Below are 18,179 nucleotides of genomic sequence, written 5' to 3'. Positions count from 1 at the left end.
CACCCCCATGCTGTGCGACTGAGCTCAGATGAGCGCCGCAGCCTCCGAATCTGCCCAGACGAGCGAAGAATCGCTGAGTACTCGCGCAGCAGGCAGGAGGGAATCCGCTGACGTGTTCTGATTGTGCTCGAGCTCTTCGTTCTCAGCGAGGACCCGGGCAAGCGCCTCCGCTTTCGCAGCTCCCGCCGCAATGAGATGAATCCGCTTCGACGCGCGAAGCACAGGAAGCGAGAACGTGATCCTACGAGCTGGAGGCTTAGGGGAGTCGTCAAGCGCGTAGAGGGGACGATCTTCATGGAGAGGACGCCCGGGGAAGAGGCTCGCAATATGCCCATCGGGCCCCATCCCAAGGATCACCAAGTCAAAGGCTGCACCACCAGTGATGTCTCTCCACTGGGAAGTTGCACGAGCAACCGCATCCTCCAGGGACTGGCCTTCGTCGCTTGGCATCGGGTGAAGGCGCACGCCTTCGCACTCGTTGAAAAGAGCCCGCATTGCCTCTGTATCATTACGATCCGGGTCTTCGGCTGCAACGAAGCGTTCATCCACCCAGAACACGTCGATTCTGTTCCAATCGATCCCTTCTGCGAAATCTCGAAAGCGGGGGAGGAGCTTGTGGGAGACGAAGCCTCCCGCAATCGCAATCGACACACGCTCAGTGCTCAGCGCCGCAGGCCCGGTGCTCTGCTCATGAACCTTGACCCCGGTACGTAGCTCTGCATGTCCGGCGCTCTGCTCATGAAGCACGGCCCTGGTATTCAGCTCCGCAGGACCGGCGCTCTTCTCAAGAGCCTCGGCCCCGGTGCTCAGCGCTGCAAGCTCGGCGCACATCGTGCGGGCCGCAGCCTCGACGAGGAGATCGGGAGAATCGAAGACGCGGAGCTCAGGGGAACAGGAGTCCGGCAGCTCGCTCATTGCGCGATCCGCTCTGCAGCCTCGGGAAGCAGATACAAGTCCCTGGTGAGCAGCTCCCCGTAGAGCACATCCGGGTCGAGTCGGCGCAGCTCCTCCATCAGGCAATCCTGCACGCTCCTCCTCGGAAGATTCACATCCGCTGTGGCCAGGCCACTGCGATGCAGATGCGCAACATTCGAACTCGCCCGACGCTGCAAGGACACTTCCGAACCATGAGCGAAATAAAAGTGCACCCCTGTGATGGTTGAGGCATGCGGATCCGTTTGGCGCGTTACGGGAACACCGAGCATCCGGTGAATCCAGGCAGCAACGAGGTAGGAGGAAGGATGAGTCTCGTGTCCTCTCACCAGCACGGAAACGGGCATCTGGTCGAACTCGGCGGCAATCGTCGCGAGAAGCGCACGCCACAAAGTCACTCCCGCCCACCCCAAGTCCGTATCTCCAGGCGTGTAATGCTGCGAAAGCCCAAGGAGGGTCTTCAAAGGGCATTCACTACCCCTCGAGTCCGTGATCCGGCGAATCGCGATCCGGCCGAGCGGATGCTCACCGGGGTTGTGTGGGGCGGCGACGGGCCAGTAGGTGACGACCGGGGTATCCGACAAGAGGAGCGGCATGACGAGGGTGTCGAGGGCGGAGGCAGCCTGGCCCTTCGGCTCAAGAACAATGACATCAGAGGGACCTGCCGCGTCTCCTACGCGGATCTGCGCGTTGAGTCGAGCCGCCCCTTCAGTAACTGGCGAGTCAACAACCACAATGACACGGCAGGGGTGTTCACGCGAAGCGGCGTCCGAGATCTCGATGGCACGATCAACGTCAATAAGGTCGGGTACGACAATGATGAGCGTGAGGACGCGCCCAAGAGTTGTCGCACCGCGATCCTCGCGAAGGCTCACGATCCGGGAGGCGATCTCGTGGCTGGTGGTGTCCTTGAGGGTGATGATCACGGGAGCCTCCAAGCTCGCCCGTCGCGGGCCATCATGTCGTGCGCCGAAGCAGGACCCCAAGAGCCGGGCCGATATTGTTCGAGAGCGCCTGTCCTCTCCCAATGGGCGAGGATCGGGTCGAGGATCTGCCAGGACAGTTCCACTTCCCTCTGGTGGGGGAACAGTGGCGCCGATCCGACGAGAGCGTCAAGGATGAGCCTTTCATAGGCTTCCGGTGAGTCCTCTGTGAAGGCATGGCCGTAGCCGAAGTCCATAGTCACATCACGGACCTGCATTTCAGTGCCGGGGACTTTCGCACCGAACTTCAAAGTCATGCCTTCATCGGGTTGGACTCGGATGACGAGAACATTTTGTCCGGACTCGGTGAGTTCGGAGTTTTCAAAAGGCACGTGAGCGGCTCTTTTGAAGACGACGGCGATTTCGGTGACGCGTTTACCCAGGCGTTTGCCTGCACGCAGGTAGAAGGGCACGTGGGCCCAACGCCTCGAGTCGATGAAGAGTTTGACGGCGGCAAAGGTCTCCGTCGTCGAGTCAGCTGGAATACCTTCCTCTTCGAGGAAGGCGGCGACCTGTGTGCCGCCTTGCCATCCAGCCGCGTACTGGCCTCTAGCGCTTGAAGCATCGAGATCCTCGGGAAGGCGGACAGCAGAGAGGATTTTCTCTTTCTCGACTCGCAGCGCTTCCTGGGTGAAACGCACGGGCTCTTCCATCGCGGTCAGGGCGAGGAGTTGCAGGAGGTGGTTTTGGATGACATCGCGTGCGGCACCGATCCCGTCGTAGTATCCGGCGCGGGTGCCGATTCCGATATCTTCCGCCATCGTGATCTGCACGTGGTCGACGTAGTTCGCATTCCACAGGGGTTCGAACATTGTGTTCGCGAAACGGATTGCGAGGATGTTTTGAACAGTCTCTTTGCCGAGGTAGTGGTCGATGCGGAAGACGTCTTTCTCGTCGAAGACCTGTGAGACCACATCGGAGAGGAGGCGTGCGGAAGCGAGATCGTGTCCGAAGGGCTTTTCAATGATGACTCGGCGAAACTCTTTGCCTTTGCGCTGGTTGAGGCCGGTTTCGGCAAGCCTTTGGGAAACGAGGGGGAAGGAGGACGGCGGGATTGACAGGTAGAAGGCGTGATTTCCGCCGGTGCCGCGTGTTTCATCGAGTTCGGCGACGGTGTCGGCGAGTCTGCGGTAGGCCTCTGGGTCGTTGAAGGTGCCTGAGACGAAGCGCAGGCCTGAACGGAGTTGGTTCCAGGTGCGCTCGTTGAAGCCTGTGCGTGTCCCTTTCTCGATGGCTTCTCGCACGTAGTTTTCAAAGTCGGCGCGACTCCAATCGCGCCGGGCGAAGCCGGTGAGTGCGAAAGCGGGGTTGAGCAGGCCCCGGTTCGCGAGGTCGTAGACCGCTGGAAGGAGTTTCTTGCGGGCGAGATCGCCCGTGATCCCGAAGATGACGAGCCCGCAGGGTGGGGAGATTCTCGGCAGGCGCCGGTCCTGTGGATCTCGCAGATCAACCGTGGGTGTGGGCACGGGTTTCCTTTCAGGTCACTGGGGGAGAGTCCTCCTGGTCTCCTCCGATTCCTCGATGGTATTCGCCGTGGCGTTTTTGTGCCTGACGTGGCCGGAGGGCGCTTCACGATTCATGGCCTGCGAGGAGGATTCGCAGATCGCCTCCGTGTCAGCATGCTGTGGGTCGAGAGCCTGAGAAAAGGGGGGAAGACGGGTGCCTCCTGCTGTGTCGATTGGCGCTCAGATCAATGCGAGTAGGCCCTTTGGCGAGAACAGGTGCAGACACGGGCTTTTGAATGCGGGAATGCCCCGAACGATTTCGCCCGAATACGGGGCGGCCCCGCCCTCGTGAAGAACGAGGACGGGGCCGAAAAGAGGGAAGGATCGTCACTTGGCTGCGGCGATGGACTCCTTCGCGGCGGCGACGACATGAGCGGCGTCGAAACCGTAGTCGGCGAAGAGCTTGTCGCCCGAAGCCGACTCACCGAAGTGCTCCAGGGAGATGCAACGACCCGCATCGCCGACGAGGCCGCGCCACGACAGGGCGATTCCTGCTTCGACGGACACTCGGGCACGAACCTCGGTGGGGAGGACCGATTCCTTGTATTCGTCGGGCTGAGCCTCGAACCATTCCATGCAGGGAACGGACACGACTCGCGCCTTGACGCCCTCAGCGCTAAGAAGCTCACGGGCCTCGAGCGCGTACTGAACCTCGGAGCCGGAGGCCATGAGGATCACGTCCGGGGTTCCTTCAACGTCGGCGAGCACATACGCGCCCTTCACGACACCTTCAACACCGGCCAGCCCGCTTTCGCCGCCACGAGCCGGGTTCGGCAGGTTCTGACGCGAAAGGACGAGGGCCGCGGGGTGACGCTGCTCAAGGACCGCCTTCCACGCGGCCACGGTCTCATTCGCATCGGAGGGGCGAATCACTGCGAGGTTCGGGATCGCACGATAAGCGGCGAGGTGCTCGATCGGCTGGTGGGTCGGACCGTCCTCACCGACCCCGATGGAGTCGTGGGTCCACACGTAGGTGACGGGCAGGTCCATGAGGGCGGCCAAACGCACCGCGCCTCGCATGAAGTCAGAGAACACGAAGAAGGTGCCACCGTAGGGGCGGGCCAGACCATCGGCGGCGATGCCGTTCATGATCGTGCCCATCGCGAACTCGCGCACACCGAAGTGCAGGTTGCGTCCGAAGGGGTTGCCCTGGAAGGCCTTGGTGTTGCGTTCTTCCGGGATGAAGGAGGGCTGGCCGGGCATGAGAGTGTTGTTCGAACCCGCCAGGTCGGCCGAACCGCCCCAGAGTTCAGGCAGAACATCAGCGAGGGCGCCGATGACCTTTCCGGATGCGGCGCGCGTCGCCACGGCTTTGCCGTCTTCGAAGCTCGGCAGAGACTCCTCCCAGCCTTCAGGAAGGGCGCCGGTCTGGATGCGCTCGAGAAGTTCGGCCTTCTCCGGGTTCGCGGCCTTCCACGCTTCAAAGCGGGGCTCCCATTCGGCCTTCGCAGCGGCAGCCCTTTCGGCTGCATTCTGGCGGGCGTATTCGACGGCTTCAAGATCAGCGTCGAACATGGCATCGGGGTTGGTGCCGAGGGCTTCCTTCAGGCCGCGCAGTGCCTCCGTGCCGAGCTTGGATCCGTGAATGCCGCCCGTGTTCTGCTTGCCGGGGGTCGGCCAGCCGATGATTGTGCGAAGAGCAATGATCGAGGGCTTGTCAGAGACGGCCTTCGCCTCGTTAATGGCCGCGTCGAGGGCGGCGATATCCTCGCTGTAGGAGCCGTCTTCGGACAGCCAATCCACGCGCTGAACATGCCAGCCGTAGGCCTCGTAGCGGGCGAGCACGTCCTCGGTGAAAGCGATGTCGGTGTCATCCTCGATGGAGATGTGGTTGTCGTCCCACAGGAGGATGAGGTTGCCGAGCTTCTGCGTGCCGGCAAGGGAGCAGGCCTCAGCGGAGACGCCCTCTTGGAGGCAGCCGTCACCGGACACGACGAAGACATTGTGGTCGAAAACGGATTCGCCCATCGGGGTTTCGGGGTCGAAAACGCCGTGCGCTCGACGCGCGGCCATCGCGAATCCGACGGCGGAAGCGATGCCGGTGCCCAGCGGGCCGGTCGTGATCTCGACGCCCTCGGTGTGGCCGTACTCGGGGTGCGCCGGGGTGAGGGAACCCTGGGAGCGCAGCGCCTTAATGTCCTCAAGCTCAAGGGTCTGACCGGCGAGGTACATCTGGCAGTACTGAGTCAGCGAGGAATGGCCTGCGGAGAGGATGAAACGGTCACGGCCCAGCCAACGCGGATCCTTGGGGTCGAAACGCAAGTGGCGCTGGAACAGCAGGTAGGCGGCGGGGGCGAGAGAGATCGCGGTGCCGGGATGGCCGGAACCCACATTCTCCACTGCGTCAGCTGAAAGAATCTTCGCGGTTTTTACCGCACGGTCGTCAAGTTCGTTCCACTTGAGTGTCACTTCGGCCTCCATGCCGTTAAAGCCCATCTTCGGGCATTTCCTATGCGCTGAAAAGTGTAGCGAAGAAATACGAGGTGGAAAGCACAGGAATTACACGAAGCAGGTTTATCGTTCACAGCTGGAAAACCATGAGGACACGCGAGACAGATTAGGCTCGAGCACATGCACTTCTTGAAGGATTCGGAAGAGGACTGGCTCGCGCATTTGAGGATTGAACGCGGAGCCTCTGCTCATACCCTCTCCAACTACCGGCGCGATGTTGACCGCTACCTCGACGCCCTTTGCGCCCAGGGCATCACCCGGACCGAGGAGGTGAGCGCTTCCCATATTGAACAGCACTTGGCTGCCCTGTCTGGCGGTGAGATTGCTGGAAAACCGGCCGCCGCATCCTCTATCGCAAGAGCGAGCGCATCCATCCGCTCATTCCACCGTTTCCTCCTCGCCGAGGGCCTGAGCTCGAAGGATCCTTCCGCGAAGATCACTTCCCCGAAGCTGGGCACGCGCCTGCCCAAAGCTCTTCCCGTCGACGAGGTCACAGCGCTTCTCGAGGCCGCGAAAACAGGAGGAGACGTGCTCGCATTGCGCGACTCTGCGCTGCTCGAACTCCTCTATGCGACGGGCGCGAGAGTGTCGGAGGCCGTGGGCCTAAGTGTTGATGACCTTGATCTTGACGAGGACCTGCCGGTCGTGCGCCTCTACGGTAAAGGCCGCAAGGAACGCATCGTGCCCCTTGGCTCTTTCGCGAAAGACGCGCTGGGAGCATATCTTGTGAGGAGCCGCCCGGGGCTCGCACACAAGGGCAAGGGGAATGCAGCTCTTTTCCTCAACACGCGCGGCGCCCCGCTTTCACGTCAAAGCGCCTGGGAGATCATCCAGCGCGCAGCCAAGCGCGCTGGCCTTGAAGGACACATTTCCCCGCACACTCTGCGTCATTCTTTTGCGACCCATCTGCTCGAGGGCGGGGCCTCGATCCGTGATGTGCAAGAGCTCCTCGGACACGCCTCCGTGCAGACGACGCAGATCTACACGAAAGTGACGCCGACGACCCTGCTGGAGGTTTATCGTTCGAGCCACCCGCGTGCCCTCGCGAAGGCCCCTGAGGAGGCTCACTAGGGCGCCTGAAGAGGCCTCATGACTTAGAATCGTCGTGTGACGAAAGACGTGCAGCCCACTTTGCCCGGTGACATTGGCCCTGACCCCAATGATTTCCCGATTCCCGTGCCCCTGAGCGGACACGGCCCGGCGCGCGTCATCGCCATGTGCAACCAAAAGGGCGGTGTCGGCAAGACGACGACCACCATCAATTTGGGGGCTGCTCTCGCCGAATACGGTCGCAGGGTTCTGATTGTCGACCTCGACCCTCAGGGCGCGGCCTCTGTCGGACTGGGCATCAACACCCTCGACATGGATCAAACGATCTACACCCTCCTCATGAACCCGAAAGCTCAGGTCGAGTCTTCGATCTGCCCCACCTGCGTTGAAGGCCTCGACATCATTCCGGCGAATATTGACCTTTCCGCTGCGGAAGTCCAGCTCGTCACCGAGGTCGCACGCGAATCCGCCCTCGCCCGTGTTTTACGCCACGTCGAAGACGACTACGACATCATCCTCATCGACTGCCAACCCTCCCTCGGCCTACTCGCGATCAATGCCCTGACCGCAGCTCATGGTGTGATCGTCCCCGTTGAAACGGAGTTCTTCGCGCTGCGAGGCGTAGCGCTCCTCGTGGAGACGATCGAGACGGTGCGTGACCGGATTAACCCGCGACTCAAGATCGACGGCATCGTCCCGACGATGGTCGATTCGCGGACCCTCCATTCACGTGAGGTCCTTGAACGTTTGGATGAAGCTTTCGGTGACCTGGTCTTCACGACGAGGATTGCGCGCACCGTGAAGTTCCCAGACGCTTCGGTTGCGACCGAGCCGATCACGACCTACGCGCCGACCCATCCGGGAGCCCAGGCCTACCGGCGCCTGGCACGTGAACTCATCGCCCGTGGCGACGCAGCCTGATTCCGATTCTGGCAGCCAGGGAGTCATTGATGACTTCACGGTCGTCCTCGATGTTTTCGAGGGGCCTTTCGATCTGCTCCTCCAACTCATCGCGCGCAAACGCCTCGACATCACCGAGGTCGCCCTTTCTGAGGTGACGGACGAGTTCCTCGCCCATATGAAGGTTTTTCCCGACTTGTCGCGCACCAGCGAGTTCCTCGTCGTTGCCGCGACCTTGCTTCATATGAAGTCGGTGAGTTTGCTGCCCAGGACCGAGGTCGACTCGGATATTTCAAGAGAGGACCTGGAGGCACGAGACCTTCTCTTTTCTAGGCTTTTGCAGTACCGGGCTTTCAAGGGCGCTTCTGAGAAGATCAAAGAAGCCCTGGACATGAACGCCGACTTTATCCCACGTCAAGCACCCCTCGAGAAGCACTTCGCGGCGCTTTTACCTGAACTCATCTGGACGCTCAGCCCCGAAGACCTCGCGATCACCGCAGCCCACGCTCTGTCCTCGAAAGACCCCGAGGTCGTCACCACTCACTTACATGATCCGGTCGTGCCCGTCAGAGACCAGGCGATCCTCGTTGCCGAGAGACTCAAAGCGGCGGAGGCTTTGACTTTCCATGAGCTCATTGCGGACGCCGAATCCGCTCGCGTCGTCGTTTCCCGTTTCCTCGCTGTCCTTGAGCTCTACCGTCGGCATGCTCTCGACGTGAACCAAGATGAGCCCCTGGCCGAGCTCGAGCTCGTGTGGACGGGAGATGAGGATACGGTGATCGATATTGACGAGGCCGACTACTCCGGGCTTGGATTCATCGAAGGAGAAGCAGATGACGAATGAGTGTCCACGCACTCGTGAACTTTTCGCGCCCCTTGAGGCGGTGCTCATGGTCGCCCCCGAACCCATCCCAGCGGCCCAGCTCGCCGAGGCTGTGAACGCGGAAGAGGTTTTCGTCCTCGAAGCCTTGGAGGATCTTGCGGCCTCGTACCGGGGTGAGGACGGGGGCCGGGCGCATGGTTTTGAACTCAGGCAGAGCGCAGGGGGCTGGAGGATCTACTCGGCGCGCCCCTGGGCTGATCTCGTGGGCCGTTTCATTGTGGGTTCTGCGACTTCACGCCTTTCCCAAGCTGCCCTGGAAACTCTTGCGGTCGTCGCGTACCGTCAGCCCGTGTCGAGGTCGCGCATCTCGCATATTCGTGGCGTGAACGTTGACGCCGTCGTGCGTACGCTAGTGGCGAGGGGACTCATCGAAGAAGTCGGAGAGTCCGTTTCCGGTGCCAGGCTCTATGGAACGACCCGCGAATTCCTTGAAAAAATGGGTTTCGCTTCCCTTGATGAGCTCGCGCCTCTCGCACCTTATCTACCGACCGGCGAGGAGCTGGACGAATTGGAGGAACTCCTATGAGGAAAGATGTGTACGTCGAAGGCGGGATCCGTCTGCAAAAGGCCCTCTCCCAGGCTGGAGTCGCCTCGCGTCGTGCCGCTGAAACACTGATCGCCGAGGGACGGGTCCAGGTCGATGGGCAGGTCGTCCGCTCCCAGGGGATCCGCATTGATCCTCACAAGCAAAGCGTCCACGTTGACGGGGAGCGGGTCTTCTTTGACGAGGCGAAGCATGTGGTCATCGCCGTCAACAAGCCGGTCGGCGTGGTGTCAACGATGAGCGACCCGGAGGGGCGTCCGACTTTGGCGGACCTCGTCGTCGACTACCCTGAGCGCCTCTACAACGTGGGCCGCCTCGACATCAACACCAGTGGTCTGCTTTTGCTCACGAATGATGGTGAGCTCGCGAATCGTCTCGCTCACCCGTCTTATGAGGTCCCGAAGACCTATGTGGCCCGCGTTCACGGCGAGGTCAAGCCTTTCGTCAAGCGCAGACTCATGGAGGGAATTGAGCTTGAAGACGGCCCGATCAAGGCCGATGCTTTCCGGGTGATCGACACTTATGGGGATATTACGAGCGTCGAGATCGTCGTCCACGAGGGACGTAATCGCCTGGTGCGCCGCATGATGGACCAGGTCGGATACCCGGTACGTGAACTCGTGCGCACCGCTTTCGGGCCGATCCACTTGGACCGCCTCCAGCCGGGCAATTCGCGTCGTGTGAAGGGCAATGCCCTCAAGGCCCTCTACTCGTGCGTGGGGCTCTGAGATGTCTTCCCGCCCCGTCGCGACCAGTGGACCCGTCCTCATTGTCGGTTCGGGGCTCCTCGGCGCTTCCCTTGGGCTCGCCCTGAGGGGCGCGGGCGTTGACGTGTATTTGCATGACACTTCGCCGACGGCTCTGCGTCTCGCCCAAGACATTGGCGCGGGAGTGCCCCTGTCGGATATCACGGATCCTTCCCCGAGTCTCGTTGTTGTCGCAGCGCCCCCGGATGTCGCCGACTTGTGCATCCTTGATGCACTTCGCAATTTCCCTTCAGCGATTGTCACCGATGTTGCATCCGTGAAGTCAGCGGTTGTCGATAGGGTTCTCACTACTCTTGCCACAGCGCAGCAGGAGGGGCTCGCCGCCCGTTATGTGGGCAGTCACCCGATGGCGGGGCGTGAAAGCTCAGGGGCCGGCGCAGCGGACGCGGATCTTTTCTACGGTCGCCCGTGGGTGGTGGTCGCCCATGAGCATTCGGCCCCGCAGGCGGTGCTCGCGGTGCGCATGCTCGCCGGAGACGTGGGTGCGGTGCCTTTGGAGATGGATGCGAGAACCCATGATGATTCGGTTGCCCTCGTGTCGCATGTGCCCCAACTTGTGTCCTCTTTACTTGCGGCGAGGCTCGCTGAAGCTCGCAGTGAGTCTTTGGGCCTTGCAGGTCAAGGAGTGCGCGATACGACCCGGATCGCGGCCTCGGATCCGAGGTTGTGGACGGCGATCCTCGCGGGCAATGCCGGCCCGGTCGTTGAGGTTCTTGAGCCCTTGCGCGCCGACCTTGATGATCTGCTCACTCATTTGAAGGCTGCTGCCCAGCGCGGGCCTTTGAGGGGTGGAAGCGTGGGCGCGGTGAACAAGGTGATGGAGGCCGGGAATCGTGGAGTATCTCGCCTGCCCGGTAAGCACGGTGGTGCTCCCAGGCGCTATGCGCTCCTCGAAGTCCTCATCCCTGACAAGCCCGGCGAACTGGGCAGGCTCTTCACTGAACTCGGTGAGATCGGCATCAACATTGAAGATCTGTCTCTCGAGCATTCTGCGGGCCAGGCCGTCGGTTTGGCGAGAATCATGGTGGACCCGGGGCGCCTCAGTGAGGCGGAGCATGAACTGGAACGCCGCGGCTGGCGGCTCATCACGAATGCTTTGTGAGCAGTGGGCACGGGCCTGAAAGGACAATCGGAAAATGAATGACGAAGAGCGCCGGGAAGCGATTGACCGATGCGGCATCACTATCGCCATTGACGGCCCCGCAGGTTCGGGCAAGTCGACGATTTCGAAGCTGCTCGCCACGAGGCTCGGCATTGGCTACTTGGACACGGGCGCAATGTACCGCTCCCTGACCTGGTATGCGCTCGAACAGGGCTTGAACCTTGACGATCACGAGTCCGTCGTTGAAGCGGCGAAGCGCATGCCTTTGGTGATGAACCCGGATCCGGTGTCGCCCTCGTACTTCGTGGATGGGGTGGAGATCACCCGGGCGATCCGTGAGCCGCGCATCGCTTTGGCGATTCCTGCGGTGTCGACGAACCTGCTGGTGCGCAAGTGGATGTCCTTTGAGCAGCGCCGAAGGATGATGGAGGCCCGTGAATCTGGCTCTGGGATGATCGCGGAGGGGCGCGATATCACGACGGTGGTGTGCCCTGACGCGGATGTGCGTGTCCTTTTACTCGCCGATGAGGAGGAGCGTTTGAGGCGCCGCACTCTGGAGCTGCACGGGGAGGCGACGCCGGAGCTCATGGAGTCGGTGCGCGAGCAGATCACGAAGCGCGACACGGCAGATGCGACGGTCTCAGAGTTCATGACTCCCGCCGAGGGCGTGGATGTCGTTGACTCTTCTGGTCTGGGGATTGAGGGCGTCGCAGAGGAGATCCTTACCCTTGTGGACCGCAATCTTCAGTCGCGCGCTGTGATCTGAGCTTCGCGCCTTCGACCGCTGGTTCTTTCCAGCTTCCTTCTTTCCAGCTTCCTCGGGTGCGGCTCAGCCTTTCTGCTCACCCCACCTAGCGCGTACGAGACCCCAGGCGAGTGCTGCGCCCTTTCTCGAGGCTGTGGATGTGATTCACTGGCCGAGCAGGGGAGCGAGCCGGGAGATCCCTTCGCGGATCGCTTCCAGGGAAGCCGCGCAGGACAAACGAACGTGGGTCGTGGCGGTGAGCGGCCCGAAGTCGCGTCCGGGTGTGAGCGCCACGAAATGCTCGTGGAGGGCTCGATCGCAGAACTCGTCGGCGCTCATCCCGGTTTGTGAGACGTCGAAGTACACGTAGAACGCGCCATCTGGTTCGACGCTGATTGGAAGTCCGAGTTCAGCCAGGCCCTCGATAGCTGCTTGGCGACGCTCGTGGAAGAGTTCGCGCCGCTGTTCGCACCAGGCGATCGACTCGGGGTGGAAGCATTCAAGTGCGGCGATCTGCGCGGGAGTCGGCGCACAGATGAAGAGGTTTTGGGAGAGGCGTTCCATGGGTTCGATCATGTCTTCGGGGATGATCGCCCAGCCCAGCCGCCAACCGGTCATGCCAAAGTACTTCGAGAAGCTCGAAATGATGATTGCATCCGGGTCAACACTCAGCGCACTTCGAGGCCGTGAACCATCGGGGAGTTCATCGGCGAGGTCGAGGTAGATCTCATCAATGACGCGCCAGCCGCCTTTGGATTGGACGAAGTTTCCGATTTTCTCCAGTTCTTCCAGGGGTGCGCTGGTGCCCGTCGGGTTGGAGGGGGAGGCGATGAGGACTCCGCATGTTTTCTCATTCCAATTCGCTTCGACGAGCTTAGAGTCGAGTTGGAAACGCGATTCGGGAGTCGTGTCAATGAGTCGGACTTTCGCGCCGAATGTGGAGAGGATCTGCCGGTTGCACGGGTAGGAGGGGTCGCCGAGGAGGACCTCGTCTCCTGGGTTCACGAGGGCGGCTGAGGCGAGGAGAAGGGCTGCGGATGCTCCTGAGGTGACGCAGACCCGTTCGGGCGTGATGTTAAGGCCGTGCAGCTCTTTGTAGCGTGTGGCGATCGCTTGACGCAGTTCAGGTGCGCCGAGGGCATCCGTGTAGGGCAGTGGGCGCCCATCGCTAAGTTCTTTAAGTGCTGCGAGGACGCGCGGCGGCGCACCGGAGTCGGGTTCGCCGAGGCTGAGTTTGATGACATCGTGGCCCTCTGCTGCGAGGCATCCGGCCTCGGTGGCGACGCTCATCGCGTAGAAGGGTTGGAAATCGCGGGCGCGCTGGGAGAGTCGAGTCATGCCGCTATTGTGCCCACGCCCTCGTCTTTCGTGTCTTTGCGTTCCACTTCTGCGCTCAAAGGTGAGGTGGGGGCGGCGTTTTCGTGGGGAGGAGTGCGGGAGCGCGGGAAGAATCGAAGCAGAGAGATGTGCCGCGCCGTGGTGGGGGAGAGGCAGGCGAATATCGGCTCCTCGTTATTCGAGAAGCGGAGAACTCGCGTTCAAAGCTGAGCACCGCTCGTCTTCGGGTGAGCGAAACAGGCGGTGAACAAACGTGCAGAAAACTGGGTCGATGCTTGGGTGAGTTGCTGAGATGCCCTATGACCTGGAAGAAGCTTCACCTTCTCGAACGATATGACACAGGGTCAGGTTTTTCGCGTATTGATTCACGCGCATTCCTTCATATCATTTGTCAGACAACAAAGTCTGGGACATGAAGACGTGTCCTGCCCCCGACACAGGAGTCACGATGAGGACGAAGTTGCCCTCTCGCGTTCGCCGTCTGCCAGCAATCCTGGCCATCGGCGTACTCGCGATCACAGGGATGAGTACAGCACCCGCGTATGCCGAAGACAACGCGGAAGAAACCATCGACGTGAAGATCCAGGCCGAACCGGAGTGGAGCCCCAAGGACTCCTACCGCGTCGGCGATGTTCTTCAGTTCCAACTCATCATCACGAACACGGCGAGCGCAGACCGCGCAGTTTCCATCACGGATTCAAACCTCGAAAGGTACGCGCCGTGCAAGTGGTGGAGAATCGGCGGCAACACCACCGGCGCGGACTCTATTCGCTCCGACTGCCGCTCTTCCAAGGGATTCATCACCCACACCATCACAGCCGAGGACATCGCCCAAGGCTCCTTCACCCCCTGGGTTCAGGTCCACACGAATGAAGTGAGGAACCCGAGCAAGGTCTACATCGACGCCCTGCGCGTCGAAGGCGACCCCGTTGAGATCCCCTCGGGCCTGTTCACGATCGAATCCCTCACTCTTGACGAGCAGGGGGCTCAAGAGGTCTACAAGGCCGGAGACCGCGTGAACTACACGGTGAAACTCGCCGACACCTCTGCCACTCAAAGCTACGCCGTCACCGAATCCACCTTCGAAGAGGGCAGCTTCGAGTGCCACCCAGGAGAGACGGAGGACACGCAGCTGTGCGGCCCGCTCAGCCACGTCTTCACCAGCGAGGAAGCGAACTCCCAGTCCTGGACGCCCTTCGTGAAGATCAGCGCCTCAGCCAATGGCGAGGTCGTCCGCACCCAGTCGATGAGTGGCGAGCCCCTCACCCTCCAGGGCGTCTATCCCGATGCCGTGGGAGGGCCGCGCCACGATGCTGACGCCACCCTCGAAGGGGAGATGACGAACCCGATCGAACTCATCCACAGGGCGGGCTCGAACCGGTACCGCATCCCCGCGATCACCGTTGCAACGAATGGTGACCTGCTCGCCTCCTATGATGAGCGCCCCACCGTTGCGACCTGCCAGGGGAACCCCAATGGTGACTCGCCGAACCCGAACTCCATTGTCCAGCAGCGCTCCACGGACGGAGGAGTGACCTGGGGCCCGAAGACCTACATCCACAAGGGCATCCCGAGCATGGACTGCGACGAACAGGAAGGCTACTCCGATCCTTCCTACATTGTCGATCATGAGACGGGCACGATCTTCAACTTCCACGTGAAGAGCTTCCGCGTGGGCCTTCCCAACGCCCGCAAGTACGGCAATGACGTCAATGACCATGATGTGATGCAGGCGGAGGTCTCCATTTCCAAGGACAACGGCTACACCTGGGAGCACAAGGTCATCACCCCGGTCGTGAACCCGGAGTCGGAGGACCTGTGGAACTTCGCAGCTTCCGGCCAGGGCATTCAGACGGTCTCCGGGCCGCACCCGGGACGCCTCATCCAGCAGTACACCGTGAAGAACTGGCGCGGCACTCAGGCCGTGTCCGTGTACTCCGATGACCACGGCGCCACGTGGCATCGTGGAACCCCTGTCGGCTCACATATGGACGAGAACAAGGTCGTCGAGCTTTCCGATGGGACGCTCATGTTGAACTCGCGCGACATCCGCTCCTCAGGAAAACGCATCATCGCCCTGTCCCACGATGCCGGGGAAACCTGGGTCGAAGAGCACATGGACCCGAACCTCATTGACTCTCGGAACAATGCACAAATCATCCGCGCCTTCCCGAATGCCACGGCCGATGACCCGAGGGCGAAGGTTCTTCTCTTCTCGAACGCTCAAGGCTCGGACTACAACCGCTGGGACCGCACTCACGGCACGATCTGGATGTCCTGTGACGATGGGCAGACCTGGCCTTTCAAGAAGGTTTTCCGCGAGGAGAACACCTCCTACTCGACGATCACCGTCCTACCCGATGGGCGGATCGGCCTGCTCAGCGAAGACAACAACAATTCCGAGGGCATTTACTACCGTTCCTTCCCGATCGGCTGGGTCGAGGGCGCATGCCAGACCATGTCCGCTCAGGCGCTGAGTGCCGAGGCAGGAACGAAGACCCTTGAGGTCCCTGTTTCCGTGACGAACTATGTCGCCCCCGGAGCCAAGGGTGGGACGCTCAACGCCACGCAGCTGCCTGAAGGGTGGAGCGCCACACCTGCTGAAGTCGCTGACACTGCATCGGGTCCCGCTGAGGGAACCTTCACCCTGAACATTCCCGTGAACGCCCAGGCCGACACCTACACCTTCAACGCTGAACTCCGCAGCGCCGACGGCCAGGTCCTCGCCTCAACTCCCGTCACACTCACGCTGAACGGGCCGGTCAAGCCTGATTACGTGCAGCGTTCGATCGGGCAGAAGAACACGAAGATCTTGCGGGGCGACTGGGACGGCGACGGAGTCCCGACCTTCGGTGTGCGTTCCTTCTCTCGCTTTGTGACCTTCGATGCGAATGCGATCGATGCGAAGCCCGCGTCGATCGTGCAGTTCGGTCGCGTCACCGACACCGTGTACGTCGGCGATTGGGACGGCGATGGGGCTGATAGCCTCGCCCTCGTCCGAGGCACGACCGCTTACCTGCAGGTGAATGCGGCCTCGCCCAAGACCACGAAGATCAGCGTGCCCAAGGGGCCGCTGAAGGTTGATCGGGTCGAAGGCCGGGACGTTCTCGTCGCAGCCCAGTGACCTTAGGCTGCGGGGCCCGACTTTTCACCGGGCCGGGCCCCGCAGCCTCGGGCTTCTATCCCACAACCTCACGTTCCATGTGGAGCCCGCACACTCCCTGCGGGCTCCGGTGGAGCGAAATCCCCAACACGAATCATCATCCGAATAGACAAAGGACTCTTCATGTCACGTAACACTCGTGCAGCCCTTGCCATTACCGCAGCTGTCGCTCTCCTCGCAGGTTCGGGCGCGAGCTTCGCCCGCTGGTACGACGAGAAAGCCCTAAGCGACGCGAATGTCACCACCGGTGTTCTTTCCATCGAGCAGACGCCCGGCTCTGAATCCTGGCTCATCAACACCCCCGATTCTGATGACACCGCCGATGCGACGGTCCCTTTCGACCCGGCGAACGACAAGATCGTCCCCGGTGACGTCGTCACCTACTCCACGACCTTCACCCTCCACCTTGAGGGCAAGAACCTTCGGGCTTCCGCTGCTCTCCTGCCCGAGGGCCTTGACACTTCCGTCGACGGGCTGAGCGTCAGCTCGGAGTTCGATTGCGGCAGCGCGAACCTTGCGGCCCTCACCCAGGCGGACAATGGCGCGACCTGCACCGCGAAGGCCACGATCGTCTACGAGCAGGGCTCGAAGGACAACTCGACTTCGGCATTCCCCGAGCTTCGCGGCAATTCCACGAAGGAACCCCATTCGGAAGGCTGGGCGAAAGCTCCTGCTGAGCAGAGTGTTGCTGTTGAGATCACCGGTTTCAAGGTTGTTCTCGAGCAGAACCTACGTCCCGCTCAGGTTCCTTTCGGGGGCTGATCGGCGCTGAACAGCACCAAGTCCGTAGCTTCCGCCTCCTCGCCCCATGAGCTTGGCGAGGAGGCGGGGGTTTCGCGCGCTAGCAAGAAGCGGGAGGGGAAACGCTTTGGGGTGTTTCAGGCGGCTCAGTATGTCGCGCTGGTCGTCCTTGGGCTGCTCATCACCCTGGTGTCCGTCATCCCAGCGGTCATGGGGTGGGTACCCTTGACGATCCTCAGCGGCTCCATGGCGCCCTCAATGCCTGCTGGGAGCCTCGCCGTGGTCGCCCCCATTGACGTTGATAAGCGGGAGAACATTCCGATCGGGACAGTGATCACCTACATGCCTCACCCGGATTCGGATGAGCTGGTCACTCACCGTGTCATCGTGCGCAACACTGCGAGCAATGGGAGTGTCTCCTACATCCTCAAGGGCGACGCCAATGACACTGCCGATCCTGCGCCGGTTCTGCCGAAACAGATTCGTGCGGAGAAGAAGTATTCGATCCCCTTCGCTGGGCGGATGCTGATGCTCCTCACTCCGGATGTGAAGTTCATCGGGAGGATCCTCCTGGCTTCGGTGTTGCTCGTGTATGCGCTCTGGCAGATCAGGATGAGCTTTAAGGAGCGTTCGCAGCGCTCGAAGACCCAGGGCTGGGGTGGGTCTGCGAGTGGTGGGGGAGTGGATTCCTCTGAGGATTCGCCCTGATTCACGCCGATTGGCGTTCCAGGATCGAAGTGGGCTATCATCGTGCAGTCGCCTCGAGCGGCCAGCCGCTGTGAGCGGCGAAGAATTGAATACGGGCTGTGGCGCAGTTTGGTAGCGCACTTGACTGGGGGTCAAGGGGTCGTGGGTTCAAATCCCGCCAGCCCGACGCATGAAAGTCCCAGAACCCTGCTGAGCAGGGTTCTGGGACTTCTTCATTAGTGCGTGCGATCCGTGTTTGGGGGTTACCGGCAGGAAAGTGTGGCATCGCTCGGGCGTGTCGTGGGGGTTATGTGCGTCCGGCCCAGCCTTTTCGGGTGTGGAAGCCGGTGTCGGGGCTGTAGGCGTTGTCGTAGTGTGTGGGCCCGT

General features: G+C 61.5%; 15 protein-coding genes and 1 tRNA gene. 11 read left to right on the top strand and 5 right to left on the bottom strand.

All coding sequences use genetic code 11. The annotated features are described in order from the left end of the window. Positions 1-24 precede the first annotated feature (24 nt). The 4 genes from pgl to tkt all read right to left on the bottom strand — a co-directional run bounded on the left by pgl (position 25) and on the right by tkt (position 5,857). Positions 25-915 (bottom strand): 6-phosphogluconolactonase, encoded by an 891-nt coding sequence (gene pgl / locus JFX23_RS00080; RefSeq protein WP_198774874.1) that lies wholly within the window; start codon positions 913-915, stop codon positions 25-27. Next, positions 912-1,859, bottom strand: a complete 948-nt coding sequence (locus JFX23_RS00075; RefSeq protein WP_198774873.1) for a glucose-6-phosphate dehydrogenase assembly protein OpcA — start codon at positions 1,857-1,859, stop codon at positions 912-914. Before JFX23_RS00075 ends, pgl begins: the two co-directional genes overlap by 4 nt. Further along, positions 1,856-3,382, bottom strand: coding sequence for a glucose-6-phosphate dehydrogenase (gene zwf / locus JFX23_RS00070; RefSeq protein ID WP_198774872.1), 1,527 nt, complete (start codon positions 3,380-3,382; stop codon positions 1,856-1,858). Before zwf ends, JFX23_RS00075 begins: the two co-directional genes overlap by 4 nt. A gap of 366 nt (positions 3,383-3,748) precedes the next feature. Then, on the bottom strand, positions 3,749-5,857 hold the full coding sequence (gene tkt, locus JFX23_RS00065; protein ID WP_233050405.1) for a transketolase: 2,109 nt from the start codon (positions 5,855-5,857) through the stop codon (positions 3,749-3,751). A 135-nt stretch (positions 5,858-5,992) separates the two neighbouring features. Between tkt and xerD the strand changes: the two genes are divergently transcribed. Genes xerD through cmk form a run of 7 tightly spaced genes read left to right on the top strand, consistent with a single transcriptional unit; the run spans position 5,993 to position 11,884 of the window. Then, entirely contained in the window at positions 5,993-6,943 is a 951-nt protein-coding gene (xerD, locus tag JFX23_RS00060; RefSeq protein ID WP_198774870.1) for a site-specific tyrosine recombinase XerD, read from the top strand. Positions 6,944-6,979: 36 nt separating this feature from the next. Then, positions 6,980-7,843: a ParA family protein gene (locus tag JFX23_RS00055; protein WP_005963739.1), complete on the top strand. Its 864-nt coding sequence runs from the start codon at positions 6,980-6,982 to the stop codon at positions 7,841-7,843. After that, on the top strand, positions 7,827-8,666 hold the full coding sequence (locus JFX23_RS00050) for a segregation and condensation protein A (protein WP_198774869.1): 840 nt from the start codon (positions 7,827-7,829) through the stop codon (positions 8,664-8,666). Before JFX23_RS00055 ends, JFX23_RS00050 begins: the two co-directional genes overlap by 17 nt. Further along, a complete protein-coding gene (gene scpB, locus JFX23_RS00045) occupies positions 8,656-9,231 on the top strand; it encodes an SMC-Scp complex subunit ScpB (RefSeq protein ID WP_198774868.1) in 576 nt (191 codons plus the stop codon). Before JFX23_RS00050 ends, scpB begins: the two co-directional genes overlap by 11 nt. Continuing rightward, positions 9,228-9,977: a pseudouridine synthase gene (locus tag JFX23_RS00040; RefSeq protein ID WP_198774867.1), complete on the top strand. Its 750-nt coding sequence runs from the start codon at positions 9,228-9,230 to the stop codon at positions 9,975-9,977. The genes scpB and JFX23_RS00040 overlap by 4 nt, the downstream gene beginning before the upstream one ends. A 1-nt stretch (position 9,978) precedes the next feature. Further along, on the top strand, positions 9,979-11,118 hold the full coding sequence (locus tag JFX23_RS00035; protein WP_198774866.1) for a prephenate dehydrogenase: 1,140 nt from the start codon (positions 9,979-9,981) through the stop codon (positions 11,116-11,118). A 34-nt stretch (positions 11,119-11,152) separates the two neighbouring features. Next, a complete protein-coding gene (cmk, locus tag JFX23_RS00030) occupies positions 11,153-11,884 on the top strand; it encodes a (d)CMP kinase (RefSeq protein ID WP_198774865.1) in 732 nt (243 codons plus the stop codon). A 144-nt stretch (positions 11,885-12,028) separates the two neighbouring features. Here the strand turns inward: cmk and JFX23_RS00025 are convergent, their stop codons facing one another. Beyond that, positions 12,029-13,201 carry an aminotransferase class I/II-fold pyridoxal phosphate-dependent enzyme gene (locus tag JFX23_RS00025; protein WP_198774864.1) on the bottom strand — a complete coding sequence of 391 codons (1,173 nt, stop codon included), beginning with the start codon at positions 13,199-13,201 and terminating at the stop codon, positions 12,029-12,031. A gap of 448 nt (positions 13,202-13,649) precedes the next feature. On the opposite strand from JFX23_RS00025, the gene JFX23_RS00020 reads away from it, so the two are divergent. From JFX23_RS00020 to JFX23_RS00005, 4 genes are all read left to right on the top strand, one after another. Beyond that, complete coding sequence (locus JFX23_RS00020; RefSeq protein WP_198774863.1) at positions 13,650-16,325, top strand: sialidase family protein; 2,676 nt, start codon at positions 13,650-13,652, stop codon at positions 16,323-16,325. A gap of 162 nt (positions 16,326-16,487) precedes the next feature. Next, positions 16,488-17,126: an alternate-type signal peptide domain-containing protein gene (locus JFX23_RS00015; protein WP_005963713.1), complete on the top strand. Its 639-nt coding sequence runs from the start codon at positions 16,488-16,490 to the stop codon at positions 17,124-17,126. A 111-nt stretch (positions 17,127-17,237) separates the two neighbouring features. After that, on the top strand, positions 17,238-17,813 hold the full coding sequence (locus JFX23_RS00010; protein ID WP_198774862.1) for a signal peptidase I: 576 nt from the start codon (positions 17,238-17,240) through the stop codon (positions 17,811-17,813). 92 nt (positions 17,814-17,905) lie between these two features. Continuing rightward, a tRNA-Pro gene (locus JFX23_RS00005) sits at positions 17,906-17,979 on the top strand. Positions 17,980-18,179 lie beyond the last annotated feature (200 nt).

This window comes from Schaalia cardiffensis (assembly GCF_016405145.1).
GTDB classification, from domain to species: domain Bacteria; phylum Actinomycetota; class Actinomycetes; order Actinomycetales; family Actinomycetaceae; genus Pauljensenia; species Pauljensenia cardiffensis.
Note: the sequence above shows the minus strand (reverse complement) of the source record. Positions and strands in the feature narration are given on the sequence as shown.

What these genes read in the sequence shown, in the direction of transcription:
- JFX23_RS00035 (WP_198774866.1), top strand. Translation starts at nt 9,979, where the DNA reads ATGTCTTCCCGCCCCGTCGCGACCAGTGGACCCGTCCTCATTGTCGGT.
- pgl (WP_198774874.1), bottom strand. Translation starts at nt 915, where the DNA reads ATGAGCGAGCTGCCGGACTCCTGTTCCCCTGAGCTCCGCGTCTTCGAT.
- JFX23_RS00015 (WP_005963713.1), top strand. Translation starts at nt 16,488, where the DNA reads ATGTCACGTAACACTCGTGCAGCCCTTGCCATTACCGCAGCTGTCGCT.
- scpB (WP_198774868.1), top strand. Translation starts at nt 8,656, where the DNA reads ATGACGAATGAGTGTCCACGCACTCGTGAACTTTTCGCGCCCCTTGAG.
- xerD (WP_198774870.1), top strand. Translation starts at nt 5,993, where the DNA reads ATGCACTTCTTGAAGGATTCGGAAGAGGACTGGCTCGCGCATTTGAGG.
- JFX23_RS00040 (WP_198774867.1), top strand. Translation starts at nt 9,228, where the DNA reads ATGAGGAAAGATGTGTACGTCGAAGGCGGGATCCGTCTGCAAAAGGCC.
- cmk (WP_198774865.1), top strand. Translation starts at nt 11,153, where the DNA reads ATGAATGACGAAGAGCGCCGGGAAGCGATTGACCGATGCGGCATCACT.
- tkt (WP_233050405.1), bottom strand. Translation starts at nt 5,857, where the DNA reads ATGGGCTTTAACGGCATGGAGGCCGAAGTGACACTCAAGTGGAACGAA.
- JFX23_RS00020 (WP_198774863.1), top strand. Translation starts at nt 13,650, where the DNA reads ATGAGGACGAAGTTGCCCTCTCGCGTTCGCCGTCTGCCAGCAATCCTG.
- JFX23_RS00025 (WP_198774864.1), bottom strand. Translation starts at nt 13,201, where the DNA reads ATGACTCGACTCTCCCAGCGCGCCCGCGATTTCCAACCCTTCTACGCG.